At 35.0% G+C, this 20,793-nt stretch carries 18 protein-coding genes and 2 pseudogenes; 12 read left to right on the plus strand and 8 right to left on the minus strand.

Annotated features, from left to right (window positions below; all coding sequences use genetic code 11):
• Nucleotides 1-148: 148 nt before the first annotated feature.
• The 3 genes from OPR52_RS07285 to secF all read left to right on the plus strand — a co-directional run bounded on the left by OPR52_RS07285 (nt 149) and on the right by secF (nt 3,378).
• Entirely contained in the window at nt 149-2,107 is a 1,959-nt protein-coding gene (locus OPR52_RS07285) for a hypothetical protein (protein WP_265038171.1), read from the plus strand.
• Nucleotides 2,076-2,321, plus strand: coding sequence for a hypothetical protein (locus OPR52_RS07290; protein WP_265038172.1), 246 nt, complete (start codon nt 2,076-2,078; stop codon nt 2,319-2,321). Before OPR52_RS07285 ends, OPR52_RS07290 begins: the two co-directional genes overlap by 32 nt.
• Nucleotides 2,322-2,502: 181 nt before the next feature.
• Complete coding sequence (secF, locus tag OPR52_RS07295) at nt 2,503-3,378, plus strand: protein translocase subunit SecF (protein ID WP_006279649.1); 876 nt, start codon at nt 2,503-2,505, stop codon at nt 3,376-3,378.
• A gap of 6 nt (nt 3,379-3,384) precedes the next feature.
• Here the strand turns inward: secF and OPR52_RS07300 are convergent, their stop codons facing one another.
• Nucleotides 3,385-3,900, minus strand: a complete 516-nt coding sequence (locus OPR52_RS07300) for a TIGR02281 family clan AA aspartic protease (RefSeq protein ID WP_265038173.1) — start codon at nt 3,898-3,900, stop codon at nt 3,385-3,387.
• 134 nt (nt 3,901-4,034) lie between these two features.
• Here OPR52_RS07300 and yidC point away from each other — a divergent pair, with 134 nt between their 5' ends.
• Genes yidC through nusB form a run of 3 tightly spaced genes read left to right on the plus strand, consistent with a single transcriptional unit; the run spans nt 4,035 to nt 6,632 of the window.
• Complete coding sequence (yidC, locus tag OPR52_RS07305; RefSeq protein WP_077188570.1) at nt 4,035-5,744, plus strand: membrane protein insertase YidC; 1,710 nt, start codon at nt 4,035-4,037, stop codon at nt 5,742-5,744.
• The gene (locus tag OPR52_RS07310; RefSeq protein WP_006279647.1) at nt 5,722-6,150 is read left to right on the plus strand and encodes a 6,7-dimethyl-8-ribityllumazine synthase; all 429 of its coding nucleotides are present in this window, start codon (nt 5,722-5,724) and stop codon (nt 6,148-6,150) included. The genes yidC and OPR52_RS07310 overlap by 23 nt, the downstream gene beginning before the upstream one ends.
• Nucleotides 6,150-6,632, plus strand: a complete 483-nt coding sequence (nusB, locus tag OPR52_RS07315) for a transcription antitermination factor NusB (protein ID WP_007549265.1) — start codon at nt 6,150-6,152, stop codon at nt 6,630-6,632. The genes OPR52_RS07310 and nusB overlap by 1 nt, the downstream gene beginning before the upstream one ends.
• Before the next feature lie 339 nt (nt 6,633-6,971).
• Here nusB and OPR52_RS07320 read toward each other — a convergent pair whose 3' ends face one another.
• From OPR52_RS07320 to yihA, 4 genes are all read right to left on the minus strand, one after another.
• Complete coding sequence (locus tag OPR52_RS07320) at nt 6,972-7,589, minus strand: hypothetical protein (RefSeq protein WP_264723355.1); 618 nt, start codon at nt 7,587-7,589, stop codon at nt 6,972-6,974.
• A 78-nt stretch (nt 7,590-7,667) separates the two neighbouring features.
• On the minus strand, nt 7,668-8,129 hold the full coding sequence (gene dut / locus OPR52_RS07325) for a dUTP diphosphatase (RefSeq protein WP_006279458.1): 462 nt from the start codon (nt 8,127-8,129) through the stop codon (nt 7,668-7,670).
• 414 nt (nt 8,130-8,543) lie between these two features.
• Nucleotides 8,544-9,455 (minus strand): acetylglutamate kinase, encoded by a 912-nt coding sequence (gene argB, locus OPR52_RS07330; RefSeq protein ID WP_264723356.1) that lies wholly within the window; start codon nt 9,453-9,455, stop codon nt 8,544-8,546.
• A gap of 4 nt (nt 9,456-9,459) precedes the next feature.
• Nucleotides 9,460-10,053 carry a ribosome biogenesis GTP-binding protein YihA/YsxC gene (yihA, locus tag OPR52_RS07335; protein WP_151807719.1) on the minus strand — a complete coding sequence of 198 codons (594 nt, stop codon included), beginning with the start codon at nt 10,051-10,053 and terminating at the stop codon, nt 9,460-9,462.
• A 98-nt stretch (nt 10,054-10,151) separates the two neighbouring features.
• Here yihA and prfA point away from each other — a divergent pair, with 98 nt between their 5' ends.
• Nucleotides 10,152-11,231 (plus strand): peptide chain release factor 1, encoded by a 1,080-nt coding sequence (gene prfA, locus OPR52_RS07340; RefSeq protein WP_007548640.1) that lies wholly within the window; start codon nt 10,152-10,154, stop codon nt 11,229-11,231.
• A 27-nt stretch (nt 11,232-11,258) separates the two neighbouring features.
• On the opposite strand, the gene OPR52_RS07345 is transcribed toward prfA, so the two are convergent.
• Nucleotides 11,259-12,422 carry a multidrug effflux MFS transporter gene (locus OPR52_RS07345; RefSeq protein ID WP_265038176.1) on the minus strand — a complete coding sequence of 388 codons (1,164 nt, stop codon included), beginning with the start codon at nt 12,420-12,422 and terminating at the stop codon, nt 11,259-11,261.
• A gap of 16 nt (nt 12,423-12,438) precedes the next feature.
• Between OPR52_RS07345 and OPR52_RS07955 the strand changes: the two are divergent.
• The 5 genes and pseudogenes from OPR52_RS07955 to metG all read left to right on the plus strand — a co-directional run.
• A pseudogene (locus OPR52_RS07955) lies at nt 12,439-12,581 on the plus strand (N-acetyltransferase); the annotation flags it as partial.
• 304 nt (nt 12,582-12,885) lie between these two features.
• On the plus strand, nt 12,886-13,815 hold the full coding sequence (locus OPR52_RS07350) for an AEC family transporter (protein ID WP_213863126.1): 930 nt from the start codon (nt 12,886-12,888) through the stop codon (nt 13,813-13,815).
• A gap of 209 nt (nt 13,816-14,024) precedes the next feature.
• Nucleotides 14,025-14,494 (plus strand): annotated as a pseudogene (locus OPR52_RS07960) (IS3 family transposase); the annotation flags it as partial.
• 292 nt (nt 14,495-14,786) lie between these two features.
• Nucleotides 14,787-16,124 carry an IS110 family RNA-guided transposase gene (locus tag OPR52_RS07365; protein WP_265037784.1) on the plus strand — a complete coding sequence of 446 codons (1,338 nt, stop codon included), beginning with the start codon at nt 14,787-14,789 and terminating at the stop codon, nt 16,122-16,124.
• A gap of 181 nt (nt 16,125-16,305) precedes the next feature.
• Nucleotides 16,306-17,943 carry a methionine--tRNA ligase gene (metG, locus tag OPR52_RS07370; protein ID WP_265038178.1) on the plus strand — a complete coding sequence of 546 codons (1,638 nt, stop codon included), beginning with the start codon at nt 16,306-16,308 and terminating at the stop codon, nt 17,941-17,943.
• Nucleotides 17,944-18,003: 60 nt separating this feature from the next.
• On the opposite strand, the gene OPR52_RS07375 is transcribed toward metG, so the two are convergent.
• Together OPR52_RS07375 and OPR52_RS07380 are read right to left on the minus strand one after the other, a co-directional pair.
• Nucleotides 18,004-19,170: a hypothetical protein gene (locus OPR52_RS07375; RefSeq protein ID WP_264723379.1), complete on the minus strand. Its 1,167-nt coding sequence runs from the start codon at nt 19,168-19,170 to the stop codon at nt 18,004-18,006.
• 116 nt (nt 19,171-19,286) lie between these two features.
• Nucleotides 19,287-20,738 carry a replicative DNA helicase gene (locus tag OPR52_RS07380; RefSeq protein WP_182320382.1) on the minus strand — a complete coding sequence of 484 codons (1,452 nt, stop codon included), beginning with the start codon at nt 20,736-20,738 and terminating at the stop codon, nt 19,287-19,289.
• Between the last annotated feature and the right edge of the window lie 55 nt (nt 20,739-20,793).

Genomic DNA, 20,793 nt, shown 5'->3' on the forward strand with positions numbered 1-20,793 from the left:
CCTAGGTCCAGAGTGCAACGTATGAGAAATTACCGAGCTATAGATACTGATTTGCAAAGGTTAGAACCAAAGAAAGTTATATTTTTTTGTTGACAGACCTATATATTACGATATTCACTAAGGGATTAGTGAGTAATGGTTATACAATATGAATGGTGGGGTATCAGGCAAGGAAAAAGTTATACGCACTCCTTTCGATTTTAAGGAGCCTTACAGCGATTGGCGTCAAATTTTTAAACGTCCTAATCAACAGTATAACCCTTCCAACTATGATTCGTCGAGCGAAATAAATGAACACGATATAGAAACTCAAAAGATTGAAGAAGGTGATGGCCATGATTCAGGTATTAGTTCCGATGATGAGGATGACCGGACAACTTATACAGCAGTACAATTAACTAATGATTCTCTTGATAGCCAAAGATATACAGGAATATGCATTCCCACACCAACTGATGGTTGGGTAGGTGAAAATAATCATCAGACTGGTTTATCAGGTGATTTGCCAGACGTGAGTAATAATCCACAAATTTTTGAAAGTACTGATTCAGTACAGCTAGATAATATTGTTTTTAGCAATCTAATTCAGCTTTCCTTGATTAGTCAAGAGCATAATTCTACCTGCAATGATCATGTAATTTGTGATTCAGGTCACAATTCTGACGATGAGGATCAGATTCCAGAGGACTTTCCTTCAAGGAAACGAGTACGATCGATTGAAATTGATCAGTTTGAACCGTTGTACAAGAAGAGGAAAATAGAAGCACAAAATAATCAAAAATATACAGAAAATGTATGTAATCCAACAAATGGTGGTTTGTTAGGTGAAAGTGATAATCCACAAACTTTTGAAAGCGATCCTTTACAGCATGGTAGTAATGGTTTAGGTTATAACTTCAATGGTTATAGTCAAGCAACTTATAGTAAATTAAGTGCTTCAGATCAAGAAGAGGGTCAAGGCTATTCTTTAGGTGGTTCTTGTGAAAATAAAGAAAATTTGACAAAGGGCGCTGGTGGTAGTAATCAGACTTTTGAAGGTGAACAGAAAAGCTCAGAATTTCCGAAAGTTGACAATTGGTCAGATAGTGATGGGAACTCAGAAGATAGTTCGGACTCAAAAAAGGGTTCGTACTATAGTTCAGGTAATCTTGATTCAATGGAGTTAACAGATGATTTGGATTCAGAAAATGATCGGGACCTAGAAGATGATAATCCTTTTCTAAAAGACTCACTTTTTATGAAACTAAAAATGTCGTTAACTCAAAGTAAACAGGATCTGATTGATAAATGCTGTGGGGAGGTGAGAGGTATAACAGAACAAAATGAACAAAAAGATATAAAAAATACTCCAGAAAGTATTAAGTGCATAGTAGCTAAATACTTAGAAAAAGAAGTAATGTTAAATTTAAAATGTAGTTGTTGTAACAAAACTGTAACAAATACAGTATTTGAAGAAATAAAAGATCTTACTAGTGGTAGTCATATAAGTAACAGAAGTAACACTTTTGTATTTGATAACTTTCCCTATCAAAGTAAAGATAAAAACTGTAACAAAGAAAGTGAAGATCAAAACTGTAACAAAAAAAATGAAGTGTCCGAAGAGGACATTATCAAAAGCATTGTTAGTAATTTATTGTTAGAAGGTGGGAAGGTAAAACGCCATAATTTTTTCGATGGGAATGAGTTTGAGCAGATAGTTACTTGTAATGGATTTGATGATGGTCTTTCTGAGAAATGTAAGGAAATTGAAAGCAAGCTAAAAGGTTTAGCATATGAAAGTATTGTAAACAAAAGCAAGCAGACTCAAAATGTATTAGGAGTAGACAAGGATAATAGATATTTTTGTATAGAGTACTCGCAAGATAGTATTGTTGAAGTTGCAGAAATCCTAAACAATGAAAAAGCCAAAGACTTAAATTTAAGAGTTGGCATACTCAAAATTGGAGAAAGTATAGTAAGAGTTGAAAATGTAGAAGAAATAGGGGGAAAAAGAAATTACATGGATGTCTCAAAAGGTGGTATTGAAATGTCTTTTACTACTGAGGTAGGAGAGATAAGTATTTATCTAAGTCCTAGTGAGAAAGGCAGCAATAAAAGTGGAGATTGATGGGGAAAACAGAGCAAGGCTTAATGAGTTAAAAAATAGGGGAAAAAGTTTAGGGGAAAACTGTCTTTTAGGAGGAAAAAGTGTTGAGGAAGCTATAGAGCATGAAAGTTTTGAAAGATATGGCAGTGTACCTAACACTGCTATGAAGGAACCTAGCTTAGGTTGCGTTGCTAACATAGCAAGGGGGGGGGATAAGCTTGCAGAGATAAAATGATGGGCGAAATTGGCGGTATTTTGCTCTTGTAATGTACTTCAAAATTGCAAAGTTTGCACTAGATAGAACTTAATTGACAGACAAGAATCAACTGACAGAAAAATTTACATAGTCAAACAATCACAGAATAAACTAGTGAATTTTTTGAAAAGTATATAAAATTCAAGTTTAAGTAAATAGCATGGCACTTAGACTCATTCCAGATAACCTCAATATAAAATTTAGTAAATATAGGGATTTGACTGCATTAATTAGCATTATTCTTATCATCTTTTCAATATTCACTGTTGTGCTGCGTGGAGTGAACTTAGGCATAGACTTTGCAGGCGGAATTTTGATAGAGATAAAATCTTCAGATGAGAATCACTCTATTCTCGATGCATTAAAAGAAAATGGTTTTACAGTGCAGAGTTCAAAAGCGGGTGATAATTTAGTCATGCGTTTTAAAGATGAAGGAGATGAAGATAAAATCAAAAAGATAAAAAGCATACTAGAAGAAAAGCTGGGGAGCTCAATAAGCTATCGTAAAATAGACTATGTTGGCCCACAAATAAGCTCAACACAAATATTTGAAGGAATGTTATCCATGTTGATCGCAATTGTTGGAATATTTTTTTACGTTTGGTTTAGATTTAATTGGCAATGTGGATTCAGTGGAATAACAGCACTGATTCATGACGTGATTTTAACTGTTGGTTTTATTAGCCTAACTGGCATTGAGTTTAATATTTCATCAGTTGCAGCTCTTCTCACTGTCATTGGTTATTCAATCAATAACTCAGTAATTATATACGATCGGATTCGAGAGTATTGCAAGAGTGGTAAAAGTGGGCGGATGAGTGAGATAGTAGATGCAAGTATCAACGCTACATTATTTCGCACTATATTAACCTCGGGTACAACCCTTCTTGCTGCTCTTCCTTTGGCATTAATCTGCACAGATGCAGTGAAAGACTTCAGCTTGATCATTTTTTTTGGTATTTTGATTGGCACTTGTTCTGCAATATTTATTTCTGCTCCTATATTAACCTACAGAGCTTTGATAAGTAGATTGTAGAAGTGTTTAGTCGCGGTATAATATCAACTTATTATCTCTTATAGTGAAATGAAAATACCTTAAAAAGCTCATTCCAAGTAGTGAATGAGACATAGAATGAGGGTTAACGCTTGCCTGTACATCATTAATCAAAAAATTTCCTATTTTAACTTGAGGTATTTGAACCACTCCAGCTTTTATTTGACCTTTCGCAGTTTCATATATTTTAAAATCCTGAACATTTTGTAAGTTAATACCAACATGTAATGCGTCTTTTTGTGATAGAACAATATCGGTTGCTCCAGTATCAAGCAAAAACGTTATATTGCGATCATTGACTTGAGCCTGAATATAAAAGTGTCCATCATATGACTTCGTAAATTCAATACTTCCACTATTCTGACCGCTATTTTGAATTCTTCCTTTATATGGTAAAAAAGTACTGAGAAATCTGTCGCTTAGTTTGTCCCTTTGTGAATCAATAAGCATTGCAGTAGTGGCTATTATTAGCAACCAAATAACTAGATTTTTCACCGCGTTCATATTGTTAAAATTTGAAGCTATTAAAATAAATTTTAAAGATCAGCGTTAAAAGTTATTATTAAAAATAAGTAAATTTCATTGTTTTAGTACAATATTTAGTATACACTTTAAGAAGATATGTTTGATTTAATTTCATGTCAGAAGCAAAAAGTTTAATTTTGGCAGCTATCCTTTCCATGTTAATCATGGTGTCTTGGCGTATTATTTATGATAATTTTTTTAGTACAAACCAAAACCAGCCATTGATTGAAAATATTGAACATATCGAATCTTTTAACGACCTTGCTCCTATAATATACCAAAATCGTTCTGAAATTATTAATTCTACTCGAGAACAGAGGGTTAGTTTAACCAATAACATGATTAAAGGATCAATTTCTCTGAAAGGTGCAAGGTTTGATGACTTAATTTTAACTAATTACCACTTAGAACCGAGTTCTTCTTCTCCACAAGTGGTGTTACTGTCACCTGCAGAATCAAAAGATGTATATTTTGCAGAATTTGGGTGGCTCGATCCGAGTAACAAGATTAAAGTTCCAGATTCTAAAGCAGTCTGGCGAGCAGATAAACTTAATCAAAAAGAGGTCAATTTATCTTGGGACAATGAGAATGGCATTTTATTTAGAATGAAAATTAACCTCGACGATAATTACATGTTTAAAGTTGAGCAAGTTGTTGAAAATAATACAAAGGATAATGTAGTTTTGGTTCCTTATGGTAAAATTAACCGTAAACGTGACAATATCAACGAATCTTATTGGATATCCCATGAAGGAGTACTGGGTGCATTTGATAATAAACTAGAGGAGTGGACATATAAGGATATTTCCAAAAAACATTTAATAAAAGCAAGCACGAGTGAAAAAAATTGGTTTGGTTTTGCTGATAAATACTGGCTCACAGCCATCATACCTGAAAAATCTGATAAAATAAATGTAAGCATTAAACATACTAACGCTAATGATATTGATAAATTTCAAGTAGATTTTGTTAAGTCTTATAAGAGTATACTTCCTGGTGCAAGCACTTCTAATGTGAATTATTTTTTTGCTGGAGCAAAAAAGTTGAATTTACTGGATTCTTATAAGGATACTCTCAATATACCTTTGTTTGATAAAGCTGTAGATTTTGGTGTTCTTTACTTTATAACTAAACCAGTGTTTTTACTGCTTGAATACTTTAACTTCGTTTTAAAGAATTTTGGCTTAGCAATATTATTGCTGACTTTAGTAATCAAACTTTTGATGCTTCCCTTATCTAATAGATCATATGTTTCAATGTTCAAGGTGAAAAGCTTGCAGCCTGAGCTAACTCGTGTAAAAGAGTTGTATAAAAATGACAGCTTAAAGCAGCATAAAGAGACAATTGCATTGTTTAAGAGAAACAACGTAAATCCAATGTCGAGCATTTTTCCCATGCTAATACAAATACCGGTATTTTTTGCTCTATATAAAGTATTATTTGTTACTATAGAGATGAGGCATGCTCCTTTTTTTTTATGGATTAAGGATCTTTCAGCTCCTGACCCAACGAACATCTTTACATTATTTGGGTTGTTTAATTATAACTTTCCTATTTCTATAGGCATTTTACCTATAATTTTCGGTGCCACCATGATAATTCAGCAGAAGCTAAGTGAGAAAGATCAAACCAGTAAAGATGATATTCAAGTAAATGTTATGAAGTTTTTACCTTACATTTCTGTCTTTATTTTTTCTTCTTTTCCTGCCGGCCTGGTAATATATTGGATATTTAGTAATATTATAACTCTAATTCAACAGTCATTAATAAAGTTGTTTTTAACAAAAAAAGTGGTAGTAAATGTCGAGAATACTAATAGTTAATTCGATTTATTATACTGAAATAGCGAACCTTTTGCTTGAAGGTGCAATTGATAAATTAAAAGGCAGTAATGCCAGTTACGATGTAGTTGAGGTTCCTGGTACATTTGAGATACCAGCTACAATTCTTTTTGCAGTCAAGAGTGGGCATACTAATTATGATGGTTATTTAGCTCTTGGGTGCGTAATTCGCGGTGAAACCGATCATTATCAATATGTTTGTAAAGGAGTAATTGAAGGCTTAAATGAGGTTGTTATGCATTATGCAATACCCCTTGGTATGGGTGTAATTACCGCTGACAGCAAAGATAAAGCACTAGTTAGAGCTGATAAAAACAAAAAGAACGTTGGTGGCCATGCAGCCTCAACTGTTTTGCGTATGATAGATTTACACAATAAATTAAAATAATGGAGGAAAAACCAGTAGATAAAAAGTGGCGCATAAAAAGAAGCACGGCAAGATTTCTTGCTGTACAAATTGCTTATTCAAATATTTTCGTAGGTTACAACAAAAGCACTTTTAAACTGGAAAATTGTGAGCTTAAGGACTACATAAATAAGTTGAAAGATATATTTGAATGTGAAGAATTTGAACATCAGTTCTTAGAAAACTTGTTATATAAGGTTATAAAAAGCAGTGAAGAATATGATAAAATAATAGAGTCTTATTTACACCCAAGTTGGTCCCTTTCACGGTTAAATCTTATAAGCTTATCTATTTTGCGTGTTGCAATATGTGAGTTAGCTAATTGTGATACGCCAGTTCCAGTTGTCATTAATGAATATACTAACATTGCATCTGATTTACTTGATAAACCAAGCGAAATTGGTTTTATTAATGGGTTATTGGATAAGGCAAAAGATGCAGTTAAATTAAATAAAAATCCTTAGCAATTATAGCCAGCAAGCACAAGGTGTCATCCGAGTAGCTGCTGTATGAACATTGTCTACCAGATCCCAGTGTCAGCTACTTGGATGACAAGAAAGGGAGCACTGGAATGACATTATCTGTTGTGCAATTTACCTTCAAAAATGAATGTTTGTACAGTTATGTGTCAAGCACTGGGATGACAAGAAAGGGAACACTGGAATTTTTGTTTCAGCATTAGCCATGCATCTAAACAGATACGTTGCCTTGAGAATCGCAACATCCATGCAGTTATGCGCGTAACACTAAAAATCAAAAAAAACAAAGAGGCAGACTTAATCTACCTCTTTTATTTCACTTGGCTATACTGTCTGTTGTTGAGAAGCAACTTGTTCAACAATAAGCGAGCCTAAATAAGTGTTAACCTCTTTAGCACCCTCTTTTTCTAAACCTAATGTTTTATTCCATTCTGTTTTATCTACTGTCTCGAACTTACCTTCTTTGTTTTTCACTTCTAGTGAATCTATCTCGAAGAGTGAAGTATTGCCTAGCTTATTGGTAAACTGATTAATATCAACAATAATACGGTAGTTCTTGCCTTCTAAGCTGAAGTCTATATAATATTTATCCTTTTCTACCTTACCTTCTTCATCTTTAACTTGGTTATTCCTTGCAATTTCCCTAAATGCGTCTTCTGTTACTAGCAACCCATCCTTAATAACCTTCAGAGCTTTCAACTCAGATATTTCGTTATTTTTGCTGATAGCATATATTGCTAAATAAGTCAGCGCAGCAGCAACAAATGCTAAAACGCCCATTCCAAGTGGTGTAGCTGCAAAAGCTGCTAGCTTGCAAGTTGAAGGCCTCCAAAGCGGTGTTGAAAGTATTGCTAATCCACCTATAACGTATATAGCAGTAAATGCAACAAATACAGTGTTTGCTTTGTGGAGCTGGCCACAATGATTTTTGAAAGTTAGCATAAACGACTTCATTTAATAAAATATTAATATGCTTAAATTGTGTATAAAAGAACTGTCATAGTCAAGCTTTTTCGTAAGCTACCTGCCGCTTGAGCCAAAGCCCCCTGCATTGCGACCGGTTTCTTCTGCGCAGAATTCTTCTCTGTCATCCCAAATTACCTGAGATACAGGAGAAATAAGGATTTGTGCGATTCTATCTCCTCTTTTTATTTCGTATGGCTGATTACTTAGATTAATTAGACAAATTTTAACTTCACCTCGATAATCAGAGTCTATAGTGCCCGGAGAATTTAAGACAGTGATTCCATGTTTTGCAGCAAGACCAGAACGTGGGCGGATTTGCCCCTCAAAACCGTTTGGTATTGCAATCACAATTCCAGTTGGAACAAGTAATCTTTCAAGTGGATTTAAAACAGCAGAATCATTCAATGCAGCATAAAGATCCATGCCAGCACTCTGCGTAGTTGCATAACATGGAAGAGACAAGTCTTCTCCGTGTGATAATCTTTTTATTTCTACTTTAATTTTACTTCTTTGCACTCCAATTTACCATCTATGAAGACTCAATTATAGCATGTAAATTGTATCTGCAAAAGTGATAAATGTAAATGATGTCATTCCAGCGCGTGACGCTAGGCCATAAAATTCCTTGACAAGTTCAGTGCTCCTTTTTTTGTCATCCCAGTGCCTCTATGATGTCATTCCAGTCTGGAATCTAGTCCTTATTATGCAGCCACTTGGTTGAAATTAAGTCTTCTGGATCCCAGTGTCTGGGCACTGGGATGACATCATAAGGGCGCTGGGATGACACCCTGACAACCGTCATCCCGCTACTTGTTAGCGGGATCTAGAGATACCGCGAATGAATCGCGGTATGACGTAGATTGCTGTCATTCCAGTGTCAGCTACTTGAATGACACCCTCTTGGTATTCGTGTAGTTGCAAGCAGTATAGCTATAAATCACTCACAATCGATATGCTTGAATTACTCTCAGTAAATAAATCAAGCATAATGTTAGGTATTCTACCATCAACTATGTGAACAACTCCAGCACATTCCTCCGCCATTTTAACGTATGCCATAAGCCTTTCAATAAATTTTTCCCCTTTAATTTTCCCACAATCAATCGATGCATTTAAATTTTTAACAGATATCTTCCTGCCACCAATTTTATCTATTTCTTCATCTGTGTCACTCAAGATTATCATTTTAGATGCAGAAACTGCGATTGCGATTGCGCTTGCAGTGCTATCGGCATCAATATGATATGTTTCCCCATCTTTTCCATGACCAATTGGTGCAATAACTGGTATAAAATCTGATTCTTCAATAAAAAATAATATATCAGGATTGATTTCAGTTGGTCTACCGATGAACCCCATGTCTAATATCTTTTCGATATTATTTGATCTATCTTCTCTAAGCGTAGCGGTTATTTTTTCGGCTTTAATTAAGTGACCATCTTTTCCACATAATCCAATAGCTGAACCACCAGCAGAATTTATATGCTGAACAATTTTTTTATTAACTGAGCCACACAGTGCCATTTCAATGATTTTCATAGTGTCTCTGTCTGTAAGTCTGATACCATTCACAAATTTACTGTCCATACCCAGCACTTTTAACACCGAGTTAATTTCATATTCTCCGTCATGAATTATTACCGGATTTATACCAAGCTGCTTCAACAAGACAACATTATGCACAAAAGTGTTAAATAGTGTTTCATCTAAGATTATTGTACCACCGCATTTAATGACAAAAGTCTCGCCTACAAAGCTAGGTATATTAGATAGCACTTCAAATAATATTTCTGCTTTTTGTTCAAATGATACCTCACCCTTTAAGAATTCACTACTCTTCATTTTTTTATCTTGTAAACTTGAAAAACTCATCTCTTACCTTGGTTATTTTATGCTTAACACGGATGCTCATTTGATGAATTGACACATTCTCATTATTAATCCATCTTTGAATATCTTCTATAACAGCACCTAAGCTTTTTTGACTTACTTTATCTATTTTTGTTAGCACAACGTTAAAGTTAATGTTATTATATATTAACCAATAAATGAAGTCTTTGTCTATTTCTTTTAATCCTACCTTGCTATCTATCAACACAAACACTCTTCTTAGATTTCTTCTTTGAATTAGATAATACTCAATTAAGTTTAAATATTGTATAATTTCCTCCTTACCTGCATGAGAATAACCATACCCTGGTAGGTCAACAAGCCTGAACTTATCATTGTACATAGAGTAAAAATTTATTTGTCTAGTGCATCCAGGTTTAGAGGAAACTCTGGCAGCTTTTTTGCTGTTTATCAGTAAGTTAATCAGACTGGATTTTCCTACATTTGATCTACCAGCAAACGCAATCTCTGGAGCCGACTCATTTGGTAATGATTTTATGTCCGAAGCTCCAAATATGAAATTGCAGTTTGATGTTATCTGTTTTGCCATTATATTCAACTAGAAGGTAGTAGGTATATTATAGTGTTATTGCTTGATATAAGAAATTTTTTATTTCAGTATATATTACTTAGCTAGATCTGTGCTATATGGATATGGAAAATAATTTACAAGACTTAAAGAAAAAATTTAATGATATAGAGAGGAATTTGGAAAATCCTACCAATTTAAGTCAAAAAGAATTCATTACCCTTTCAAAGGAATACTCTGAGCTCAGGCCAATAATCAAGATAATTGATGAATATAACACGCTGAAAGAGGAAATTTCAGACTTAGAAGAAATAATGAAAGATGAAAACAGCGAAGGTGATATAAAAGAGTTAGCAAAAGAAGAATTTTTCGAAAAGCACAAGGTATTATTACCAAAAATAAAAGCAAAATTAAAGTTAGCATTATTGCCCAAAGATGAAGATGACTCAAGAAATGCAATATTAGAAATTAGAGCAGGTACAGGCGGAGAAGAAGCAGCATTATTTGCAGCAATGTTATTTCGTATGTATCAAAAATATGCAGAAAGAAGAAATTGGAAGTTCGAGCCAATAAGCATTTCTAATACAGGTATAGGTGGCTATAAGGAAGCTTCTGCACTCATTAATGGAACAGAAGTTTTTGCAAGGTTGAAATTTGAATCAGGGGTGCACAGAGTACAGAGAGTGCCAGAAACTGAATCCTCAGGAAGGTTGCATACCTCTGCCGCTACTGTTGCGATATTACCTGAAGTAGAAGAAGTTGACTTTAAAATAGAAGAAAAAGACTTACGAATAGATGTTTATAGATCCAGTGGTCCTGGAGGGCAATCAGTGAATACAACTGACAGCGCAGTAAGGGTCACCCACTTGCCAACAGGGATAGTTGTGATACAGCAAGATGAAAAATCGCAGCACAAAAATAAAGCTAAAGCGCTCAAAGTATTGAGGGCAAGGCTATACGAAATTGAAAGACAAAAAAAAGAAATGGAAAGGTCAACAATGAGGAAAAGTCAGATTGGCTCTGGGGATCGTTCCGAGCGCATAAGAACATATAATTTTCCACAATCAAGAATAACAGACCACAGAATTAATCTAACTTCACATCGGCTAGAGCAGATCATAAAAGAAGGTGAACTAGATGAATTTATTGAGGCACTAATCTCACGTAATGAAGCAGAAAGATTGGCCGGGGAAAGTTAGCAGCCTATAATGGAATATCTTTATTAATTACATAGGATCTTTTAAACGCAATAGATAGACAGTAAAAACAAGTTCTAGTACTATCGCGGATAAAACAAGAACAGCTACACTAATTGTTTGACCATTGTAAATGTAGCTTGTTAAGCCGATAAAAATAGCCATGATAAAAGCTCTAATGAACGAGACTGCAGAAGAAGCTGTGCCTTTAATTTCAGGGAAAACATTTATTGATGCATTAAAAATCACTGGCTGGAAAATTGCACAACCGATAGAAAAAATAATCATAGACAGTGTTACTAAGTAGAAAGAGTGGGGTACAATTATACTGAATATTACAAGCAATAGAGACCCAATAGCACCCACGCTCGTACCAGAAATTACACACTTTATTGCTCCAAGTTTCTGCAAGATTTTGCCAGCAAATAGACTGATGAGTGAGAAGCACCCAACTATTGCACCTTGATGTAGTGCATAAATAGTGCTAGATAAACCAAAAGTCTTCATATACAGAAAAGGTCCACAAGTAATGAATGACATATACGCAGCAGAAAAGAGGCTTGACATCAAAGACAACGTAACAAACCTCGGATTAGATAGTAGTTTTCTGTAATCTTTCATCGTTTTTTTCAAACTGAAAATATCGCGGTTCTTTTTTGTTTCTGGTAACGCTAAAAGCAGCAAAACCCAAGAGATCAAACAAAGTATTGCAACAGTTGCATAATTACCACGCCATCCTACAATTTCATTGATGAAACTGCCTAACACTGGCGCAATTGCCATGACAACTGTAAGAACAGAATTCATGATTCCAATAAATTTCACCGCTTCGTCGCCTTTGTAGCTGTCTGCAACGATTGCAAACACAACTACAGATGTGCTAACACCAATGCCCTGAACAAAGCGAGAGATTAAAAGCCAAAAAATCGACGGTGCAAAAACACAACCAACAGCGCCGATTAATAACAAAGTGTTACCTATGATCATAATTCTCCTTCTGCCATAGCATTCAGACAATGGACCAAAAAACAACCCTCCTATGCAAAAGCCTAGGAAATTATAAGCAATAGTTAATTGAATTATGCCTTCCGGTACGTTAAAATAGTGCACCATATCAGGAAAACTAGGTACGGAAATGTCAATTTCAATGGACTTGGCAATGAGAGACAGGATTAACAGAAATGGTAGTAACATTTGAGATTTTTAATTAATGAATAAAAATATCACATTTAAAGCGTTGAAAGAAAACATTTTTTACTGTTATTAAAATGGTTAGAAACACCTCATGTGAAGGAATGGTGGATAAATTGGACACTAGGGTTAATTAAAGAAAAATATGACAACTATGTTAAAGCTCTTACTCTCTGTCCTAACTTTACTTATTTCCTCTTACTTTTTCAACAGTCCGTCTAAATTACTACAAGCAGTTTAATTGTTAGTAAATATGTCATTATTCAAAAATATGCAAGAAGCTTTACAGAAACTTAACATAATTTTATCATACAAATGTCATTCTTAAGTCCTATGTAAAAACAAATTTTGGCACTAATTTAATTAACTATGAGCTGGATAAATTGGAAAATAAATTTTGTTTACTTTTACAATACCTTAAGATCTAATATTACTTTATCAGTCAAAAGTATCACAATAGGCTAGTATGTTCTTTACTCTTTTCCTAAAAATATTACCTATTTATATTACGATATTTATTGGTTATTTAGCAGGAAAATGTCTTAAAATTGATAGAAACACTATATCTCAAATACTCTTTTATATAGCTAATCCAATAGTGATTTTATATGGAGTTTCTCATACAGAAGTTAATTTAAAAGTAATTTCTCTGCCGATTTTGATATGGTTTATAGGTAGCACTATGTCCTTATCAGTGTATTATCTTTCTTCTTTTTTATTTAAGGATAACACGAGAAACATATTAGCATTTAGCTCGGGTAGCACAAGTATGGGTTATTTTGGCCTGCCGATTGCCATGGCTTTATTTGATGAAGATTCAGTATCTGTATATGTTGTTTGTTATATAGGAATGGCGCTATTTGAAAACAGCTTAGGATTTTACATAGCTGCAAATGGTATTTATACCGCAAAAGAATGCATATTAAAGTTGTTCAAACTTCCTTCGCTTTATGCGATGGTTCTGGGCTTCTTTTTAAGTATATACGATATACAAATACCTACTTTTTTAACAGATGTTATGATGAACATTAGAAGTACATTTGTCACATTAGGAATGGTGCTACTTGGAGTGAGCATTGCGAATATTGCAAGCTTTAAAGTAGATTGGAAGCTTGCTTTGATCACTATTACAGCAAAGTACGTATTCTGGCCACTGTTTGTTTTAGGAATTGTCCTTTTAGACAAGCATGTTATAGGTATATACGATGAGAGCATATATAAAGCACTGATGTTGCTGGCTATTATTCCAGTTTCTGGGTCCAGTATAATACTTGCTAATATTTTGAATTATCAACCAGATAAAGCTACTCTGTTGCTTCTAATCAGTACTGCAGTGGGACTGTTTTATGTTCCACTAATAATATCATTATTTTTTACTAAACTTGTTCCTTTTTGATCAAAAAATTAAGCGCTTGCACAACCATTATTTGGGTAACAACACAAGACATTGATAAAACTTGAATTTATAGCTAAAGCAACTTCTACAATTTGGTAACCCGTAATCCCGCTACTAGTTAGCGCCGCGGCGGTAAATTGACCTTACCCAGAAAAAGTAGAGAGAAAGTTAAAACGTTTTTGGAGTAAAATAAAACGTTTTTTCAAAATATGACAAATAGAAGAGAATATACAGCAGAATTCAAATTAGAAGCTGTTAAGCTGGTTAAAGAAACAGGTCAAGCAAGTACAAAAATAGCAAAAGATCTAGGTATAGATGGCAGTATGTTAAGTAAGAAAATATGATGGAAAAATGTCTGGAGCATACGCATTTCCAGGCAAAGGCTCCTTATGACAAAGAAAGATTTGATCTAAAAAAAGAGCTAATAAGAGAAAGAGACATCTTAAAAAAAGCCCTGGGCAAAGAAAAAGAGTAAAGTATTCTTTTATATAGAAATTGCTATAAAACACAGGAACTATGTAGGGTTTTGTACTGGTGGTATGGGTTGCTAAGGAAAAAAGCAGTAAAGAATTAGCAAAAGAAGGGCTTCTAGCAGATATTCAAAAAATACATCAAGCATTCTAAATGCAGATATGGAGCCCCTAAAATTCACGCTGAATTAAAAGCTTTAGGCAAAAATTAAAACAGTACAAAGTGATATGCAAGCATCGAACAGACGAAATCTGTCAAATCAGAAAGAAACACACAAATTTAAGTTTTTAGTAGTTTTCAAGTATAGTTGTACAGGGAGCGCCTTTGCAGTTATGACCGACATTTTCAATGGTGCCTAAGTGCCCGTATGCAAGCATGGTTTTGGAAGGAACGGTCAAATCATTGATGGAGTCATTTAGACTACCTCGGTTAGGAGATTGTACTATCAACCGTTCCAAGCTGAAGCGTTTCCCTATTACAAATTATATGTAGGAGTTACCATGAAAAAAGCAAAAAGTAAATTAGAAATAGTGAATCCTAATGCAGCAGGAATAGACATTGGTTCAGCTGTACACTATGTGTGTGTACCTGAAGGAAGAGATGAACAACGCGTTCAGAAATTTGGCTGCTTTACTGAAGACCTTCATAACTTAGCACAGTGGTTGAAAAAGTGTAAAGTTACAACAGTAGCTATGGAATCAACAGGAGTATATTGGATTCCTTTATTTCAAATACTTAAGTCATACAAATTCGAGGTAAGATTGGTAAATGCACGGCATGTAAAGAATGTACCTGGTAGGAAGTCTGACGTTCAAGATTGCCAATGGCTCCAACAACTGCATAGCTACGGACTGCTTCATGGATCGTTTAGGCCAGATAATCAGATGTGTGTATTGCGCAGTTACGTGCGGCAACGCAAAAATCTCACTGAAAGTGCATCTACACATATTCTGCGTATGCAGAAGGCATTAATTCAAATGAATATACAATTACACAAGGTTATTAGTCATATTACTGGGATAACTGGTATGAAAATCATTGAAGCTATAATTGAAGGCGAAAGAGATTCTGAAAAATTGGCAGAATTCAGGGACGTGCGAATGAAAAATGATCAGTCTACTATTGCAAAAGCGTTAGCTGGTGACTATAGAGAGGAACACTTATTCACGCTAAAGCAAGAATTTGAACTATATAATATTTATCAAGAAAAAATAGCAGAATGTGATAGAAATATTGAAGCCTATTATAAAACGTTTGAAACAAAGTCTTGTGAAAGCAAACAGCTAAGTAAGCAAAAGAATAAAAATAGCAAAAGTAAGCCAAGCTTTGCTTTGTATGAGGAACTGCACCGAATAACTGGTATGGATTTCACTAAAATTCCTGGATTTGATGTATTAAGTATACAAACCATAATTTCAGAAGTTGGTATAAACCATAGTAAATGGCCAACAGAAAAGCACTTTTCATCGTGGTTGGGACTCAGTCCTGCTAATAAAGTTACAGGGGAAAAAGTGTTTAACACAAGAACACGTAAAGTCATTAACCGTGCTGCAAATGCTTTGCGAATAGCTGCTCATTCTGTAGGAAATAGTAAAAGTGCGTTGGGTGCATACTACAGAAGATTGAAAAAACGACTAGGAGCACCAAAAGCAATAACAGCTACTGCAAGAAAAATGGCATGCATATTTTATAGTATGCTCAAATACGGACAGGAATATGTAGAAAAAGGAATGGAATACTATGAAACACGCTATAAAGATAGAACTGTAAAAAATTTGATCAAAAAAGCGAGCGAATTTGGCTACATATTAGTTCAACAAGAAGAGTTAGTTGAGTGAGTTTCTTAGGAGTAAATTTCTCATTGTTCTTTCAATAATCATGCCTGATTGTTTCTTATTTTAATAAAATTTCAGTAAATAGCTTTTTTCAAAAATTATGCTTAACCCAATCAATATTTATTTATTACTGCCTTTTTAATACTATAATTAACTCAGTTGATTTTTATCAAAATGCTAAACTATGGAACAATTCGAGAACTTTTACATCACCACGCCAGTATATTACGTAAACGATAAGCCGCATATTGGTCATGCATACACTTCTCTCTTGTGTGACGTGGTGGCAAGGTTCATGAAACTAGCTGGGAAAAATGTCAAATTTACCACCGGTACAGATGAACATGGACAAAAAATAGAAAAAGCAGCTAAAGCAAAGGAAATGCAGCCAAAAGAATTTACAGATGAAGTGAGCGTTTCATTTAAAGAATTGGCTAAGTTCATGAATTTTGAGTATGACGATTTTATTCGCACTACGGAGGAACGTCACAAAAAAGCAGTTATAGCTTTATGGAATAGACTTGAAGAGAGAGGGCAAATATATTTGGATTCCTATTCGGGTTGGTATTCAGTTCGTGATGAAGCATTTTATGAGGAATCAGAGCTGATAGATGGCAAAGCACCAACAGGCGCAGAAGTTCAGTGGATAAAAGAAGAGAGCTACTTTTTTCGCTTGTCAAACTGGCAAGACAAATTACTGGAACTCTATAAAAATCAGCCAAGTTTTATCTTTCCTGAGAGCAGAAGAAATGAAGTGATATCGTTTGTAAGATCAGGGCTCATTGACCTCTCAATCTCTCGCACTAGTTTTAACTGGGGAATAAAAGTACCAGGTAATGACAAACACGTAATCTATGTCTGGATAGATGCATTAACCAATTATCTTACATCAATAGGTTTCCCTAGTACTGAAGGTGAGGAATATAAGAGGTTTTGGGCAGAACCAGAAACACAGATTCCAGTGTCAAGCACTGGAATGACACCAAACCAAGGGAAAACGCAGATTCCAGTGTCAAGCGCTGCAAACCTAGCTGACAACTCTTTCAACGTTCATGTAATCGGTAAAGACATATTGCGCTTTCATGCTGTATATTGGCCAGCGATTCTCCTTGCAGCAGACCTACCACTGCCAAAACAAATTGCAGTTCATGGTTGGTGGTTGAACGAGGGAGAGAAAATATCCAAGTCCCTTGGTAATGTCATAGATCCAATTGGCCTCGCTCAAGAGTTTGGTGTTGATCAGCTACGCTATTTTCTCCTCAGGGAAGCAAGCTTCGGCCAAGATGGCAACTTTAGTAAGAAAAATATGATCAGCCGGATAAATTCAGAACTGGCAAACAACATAGGCAATTTAGTGCAAAGAACAATTTCATTTTTACACAAGCAATGTTCTGGAATTGTACCAACAATCGATCAAAGCCTACTTAAAGGTGAAGAAAGTCTTCCAGGTTGCAAAGCTATACTCGATCAAGTGATGAATCACCTATCAAAGTATGAATTTAACCATATCATACTTCTAATCATCAACATCTCTTCTGAAGCAAATGCCTACATAGACAAAAGTGCACCCTGGACACTAAGCAAAACTGACAGAGAGCGCATGAATTTAGTAATTTACAAGTTACTGGAATATATCAGGATAATAGGCATTTTATTGCAGCCAATCGTTCCCAAGTCAGCAGAGATGATACTAAATCAACTGCAAATTCCGAAAGAACAACGAGATTTAAAATCTTTGTGCGACGCGTGCGTAAGTTCAGGCATAACATTGCCTAAACCTACGCCGGTTTTTTTTAGGGTTGATGCTAAAGAGGAGAAATAGTGTAAAAACTATTTCTCCTGGATGAGATTATCTTTAGTTAACGACGGTGCACACCGCTGTCTACATATTCAAGTTAGGTGCAAGTGCCTTAGTTATTTTAGCAAGATATGGTTTAGTAACATCAGCACCTATCACTACTACTTCAGTCATTGCCGACTTAGCCTTTCCTAGGCTCCATGCAAACCAGCCTTGACCATTTTCTTCTTTAGTTGGCTGACTTTCTGGGCTAGAAATCTCAGTACCTTTTTCATCACCAGATTCTGCATCATAAAATACATCCTGATCCTCAGAAAGACTCATTAAATAACTTTTAGCAGCATCAACATTTAAATGATCAGGTTGCTTAGGAACGTTATCAATATTTAAATAATCCAAACTATTAGCTCGTTGCTTTTGCTCACTGGAAAGAACCTCAAGATTTAAATAATCCAAACGAGTTAGTTCTTGCATGCTAGGTTTAGATCCATCTTCACGCTTAAACTGCTCTTCCGGACTAGAAACCTTAGTACCATAAATCCTACTGTACAAGCTGCTTCCAACGCTGTTAAGTGCTCCTCTTACAGATGCAATTGACGCATCATAAGTATTTTTCAAGCCACCTCCAATACCACTAAGTGTTCCTTTTGTAGACTCAGTTGATGGCACATAATTATCGTAAGCATATTTGCCAGAATACAAGACACCATTAACTGCTTCTTTTGCAAACCAAACAGCGCTATTAACTGTTCCTTTTGCAAGCTGAACAGTGCCATCAGCAATTGCCACTTTTAATTTGTCTTCTTCTATCTTTTTATTTTTTTCAGCTAGTTGAGTTTTTTGCTCAGAATTTTTCTGCTTTTGAGTGCGTACTTGATCTTTTAACTTAGAATTTTCTTCCTCTTGAGCTTCTACTTTATTTTTTAACTTAGAATTTTCTTCCTCTTTAGCTTTTACTTCCGCTTCTTTTTTAGCTAGTTGAGTTTTTTGCCCAGAAATTGTTTGCTCTTGAGCTTTCATTTTATTTTTTAACTCAGAATTTGTTTTGTTCTCACTAATTGCTTTATACGAAAGTGCAATAGTTACAACAGAAAACACAGCATAACCAATAATAAATGGCAAGCCAACACTTAATGCTGCAACTGGAGCTAAGAAACCAATATAAGGAGCTGCAGCAAACACTTCAGATGCTAATAAAGTTGCAGTAGCCAGAGCACCAGCTATAAGATAGGGTACATTGTTTTTATTCATCATCTCACGTATTATAAAATATAATACCATTATAAAAGGATTTTTAAGAAATTGTCAAGCTATCTTTACATAAAAAAATAATCAATGAACTTGGGAACAAGAAGATTGCTGCCAAGCTATGAACTATGCCTTTCCGTGTAATCTTTAAATGCACCTCTGTTAGAGTCAAAATATAGCTTCACACTGCCAATTGGTCCATTTCTCTGCTTTGCAATAATGAGCTCTGCAATGTTTCTAATTTTTTCCATTTTCTCTTGCCATTCCCGATGTTTATTGTTTCCTTCATTTGGCTGTTTTCTTAGTTCATAATACTCTTCTCTATAGAGAAACATTACTATATCTGCGTCTTGCTCTATGCTCCCTGAATCACGTAAATCAGAAAGTTGTGGTTTTTTATCATCCCTCTGCTCAACAGAACGAGAGAGCTGAGATAGTGCAACAATGGGAATATTTAGCTCCTTTGCAATTGCTTTCAAACCCTGCGTCACTTCCGAGATTTCTTGCACTCTATTTTCATTACTCCTTTTTGTTGTTCCTCTGATTAGCTGCAAATAATCAATGAATACCACTTCTACATTATATAATTGATACAGCAAGCGTATTCTGGTGCGAAGGGCACTAATTGATAGCGCAGGGGTGTCATCTATGATGAAAGGCAGTTCAGATAATTCTGTACTAGTATTGATAAATTCATGCAATTCAAAATCACTAATTCTCCCGGTTAATGCCTTATAATAACTAATTCCTGAATCTATAGTGATCAGCCTTGCAGTTAATTGCTCTGCTGACATTTCAAGCGAGAAAAACGCTACATAGTGTTGCTTATCTGCTCTTTTTTGCAACATCTTACAAGCATTAAGTGCGATGTTTAGCGCCAATGCTGTTTTACCCATAGAAGGCCTTGCAGCTAAAATTAATAAATCAGATTTTTGTAGACCACCAAGAAGCTGATTTAGATCTTGAAGTCCGGTTGTAACGCCTAGCGCTTCTGGATTATTTTTCAGTGTGCTGATCTTCTCAACTACATCTTTAATTGAACTTGCAAGTTTTATATATGTTTTCTCACCTTGTTTTTTTACTGCCAAATTGAACAATTTTGTCATTGCTTGTTCAATTTGCGCCTGTGCAGGATTTTCAATATCGTAGTTGTAGCTATCACCAACTATTTCTTGCCCGAGCTTGATTAAACATCTCCTTAAGTAAGTATCACGGATTATTCTAGTCAAACTATAAATATCAAGTGCAATACTTGCCTTCGCTGCAAGCTTTGCTAAGTACTCTACCCCGCCACACTCGGTAAACGCTTGGTCGTTCTCAAAAAACATTTTGAGGCTCAGTTCATTGGCAACTATACCGTGTTTCCTGGTTTTGGATATTTGCGTAAAGATACTCTGATGTAATGGATCATAGAAATTCTCTGCCGTAATTGTATCTTCAACCGCATCACAGATTCTATTATCACGAATCATTGCACCAATAAGCATCTGTTCAGCTTCTAGATTATGCGGTAATTTACATATTTCCTTGTCTACACTTCTTGAACCCAAGAGACTAGCTAATTCATTCATTTTAAGTTTTGAGAGTAACTGTTGATTATTGTAGAATATTTAGTCCTCATTTGAA

Origin of the sequence: Wolbachia endosymbiont (group A) of Hylaeus communis, from assembly GCF_947251915.1 — a bacterium.
Lineage (GTDB): Bacteria > Pseudomonadota > Alphaproteobacteria > Rickettsiales > Anaplasmataceae > Wolbachia > Wolbachia pipientis.